Source organism: Streptomyces anatolicus (genome assembly GCF_019400875.1).
Lineage (GTDB): Bacteria > Actinomycetota > Actinomycetes > Streptomycetales > Streptomycetaceae > Streptomyces > Streptomyces anatolicus.
In genome coordinates this window covers 1-2,369 of the sequence record NZ_WMBF01000711.1, presented here as the reverse complement: position 1 = coordinate 2,369, position 2,369 = coordinate 1, and the positions used below count along the sequence as shown (strand labels likewise).

Genomic DNA, 2,369 nt, shown 5'->3' with positions numbered 1-2,369 from the left:
GCCCCGCCCGACATCCGCGTTCTGCGGCGGCAGCATCTCGCTGGGCTGGACGAGCGCGTCACCCTGCCCCATGAAGCTCAGCTCCCAGCCCTCGCCGGTGTTGCCACGGCGCCGCCAGACGCCCGAGGAGTGGGTCTGGGCCTGCATCTGCACGCGCAGCCCGTTGGACCAGGCGACGATGGCGTCCGCGTCCGCGTTGACGTACCGGTCGGGCGTGACCTGGAGCATCAGCGGCTGGCCTGACGTCATCAGGGCGACCTTGCCGCGCCCGGAGATGTTGAGCTGGTACTTGCCGGAGCCGGAGATGCCGTACTGGCTGTCCACGGCGATGACCTGGTGGGTCAGCGACGAGTCCATCGCGAGGACATAGCTGCTGTCCACGGTCAGACCGTCCTGGTCGACATCCACCACGTGGATGTACTGGGCGAGGTTGGCGAGGTAGACGGTGCCCTGCCCGTGGCAGCGCATCAGGTCCAGGCCCTCACCGGTGTGCGCGCGGGCATGCTGGTTGCCCTGGCTCTGGTACTCGGCGTCGAACTCGATCAGCCCCTGGTAGGCGACCATGGCGCCCTTGCGGGCCAGGACGTCGTCGTGCCCCTGCAGGGCGACCCGCAGCAGCTGCGGGTTCTGTACGCAGTAGCGCTCCTGGGTCTGCTGCTCGGCGTGCGCGAAAAGTGGGCTCTGCATGGTGTGTTGCTCCCCCTCAGCCCCGTGCTCGGAGACGGTCGGTGCTGTCCTCGCTGGGCTGTACGACGACGATGCCCTCTCCGGAGAAGCCCATCTGGTAGGCCTCTCCGCTGCCGCGCCCGATGAGGGAGCCGGCCTTGAAGCTGCGCTTGCCCTTCACCTTCAGGTTCGGGGACCAGGCGATCAGGGCGTCCGGGTCGACGTACGTCTCGTCCTCGCCGCGACCGCAGTCGACGACGATCGGGGTGCCGCGTGAGGTCAGCGCGACCCAGCCCTGACCGGAGATCTTGATGTTCCAAAGGCCCTGTCCGGCGAACTTGGCGAGGCCCTTGACCCGTTCGACGCCCCACTGGAGGGACGCGTCGAAGGCGAGGAGGTTGGTGCCGTTCACCGAGAGGGAGTCGCCCGCCAGGTTGATGACGACGACGTCCGCTCCGTAGTCGGCGAGGTAGAGCAGGCCGTCTCCGGAGCACTTCATCAAGGGCGCGCCCTCGCCGGTCATCCACTCGCGTGCGACCTGGCGGACGGCGGGCGGGTTCGGCTCGTACTGCACGAACCCTTCGTAGGCGACCATCGAGCCCACGCGCGCGAGGAGGTCGTTGCCGGTCTGCATGGCCACCTTGACCATGTGGTGGCCGTGGTTCTCCATGCGGGCGGCGACGGGTGCGGGAGCAAAGCCCGCGAGCTGCTGATTCATGACGGGCTCCCTCAGACCTCGTACGGCTGGACGACGATGAAATTGCCGGGCGCGCCACGGAACTGGAGGTTCACGCTCTCCCCCGTGGAGCCCGCGTAGGCGTTGCTGCGCATCCGTACCTGGCTGGAAACGATCGCCTGGGCGGCGGCCGACCAGGCGACGACGGCGTGGCAGTCGGCGAACGTCGTCGGCGTGACGGGCAGCACGACGGGCACGCCGTGGGTCTTCACGATGACGGTGCCGGTGCCCTGGAACTGCATGACGAACAGCGCGCCGCCGGGGATGCCGTGGCCCTCGATCCTGCGCACCTCGTGCTGGAGGGTCTCGTCAAAGGCGAGGACGTTCTCCGCGGAGACACAGATCGCGTCGCCCTGGAGTTCGATGGGGTGCAGGTGGGTGCCTTCCTCGGCGAGGAAGACCTGGCCGCGGCCGGAGCAGCGCATCAGCTGCATCTCCTGGCCGGTGGCGTTGCCGACGATGCGGCCGGCGAAGCCCGCGCCCTTGTAGCCGAATTCGACCTTGCCCTGGTAGAGCACCATGCTGCCCTGGCGGGCGAGGATCGGCTGGTCGGCGACGCCGAGGTCGACGCGGATCAGCTTCTCGTTCTGCTGCGTCCAGCGCTGGCCGGTGGGCGCCTCGCGGTACTTCTGGAGAGCGGCGGCGACACCGGCGCCCTGGGGAGCGGCGCCCTGCGGGGCTCCATGCGGGGCCGGGGGCTGTCCGGGAAACTGTCCGCTCGGGGGCTGCTGGCCGTAGCCGGGTGGCATGGGGGCGGCGGGCTGCTGGCCGTAACCGGGAGGCATCGGGGCCTGCGGCGGCTGGCCGTAGCCCGGCGGAAGCGGCGCGCTCTGGCCGGGGGCATGCTGCTGGCCCGGCACCTGTCCGTACTGCGGCTGCTGCGGGGGCTGCTGTTGCGGGGGCTGCGGCTGCTGGCCGTACGGCGGCTGGTTCACGGGCGCGACGATGGTCTGCGCGGCGTGCACGG

At 70.0% G+C, this 2,369-nt stretch carries 3 protein-coding genes; all 3 read right to left on the bottom strand.

The annotated features are described in order from the left end of the window. Positions 1 to 687, bottom strand: a 687-nt coding sequence (locus GKQ77_RS31670) for an AIM24 family protein (protein WP_219692559.1), incomplete at its 3' end; no start/stop codon positions are given. A gap of 16 nt (positions 688 to 703) precedes the next feature. Then, positions 704 to 1,384, bottom strand: coding sequence for an AIM24 family protein (locus GKQ77_RS31665; RefSeq protein ID WP_219692558.1), 681 nt, complete (start codon positions 1,382 to 1,384; stop codon positions 704 to 706). 11 nt (positions 1,385 to 1,395) lie between these two features. Continuing rightward, positions 1,396 to 2,369 (bottom strand): AIM24 family protein (locus GKQ77_RS31660; protein WP_258022310.1); only part of this gene is annotated, 974 nt, incomplete at its 5' end.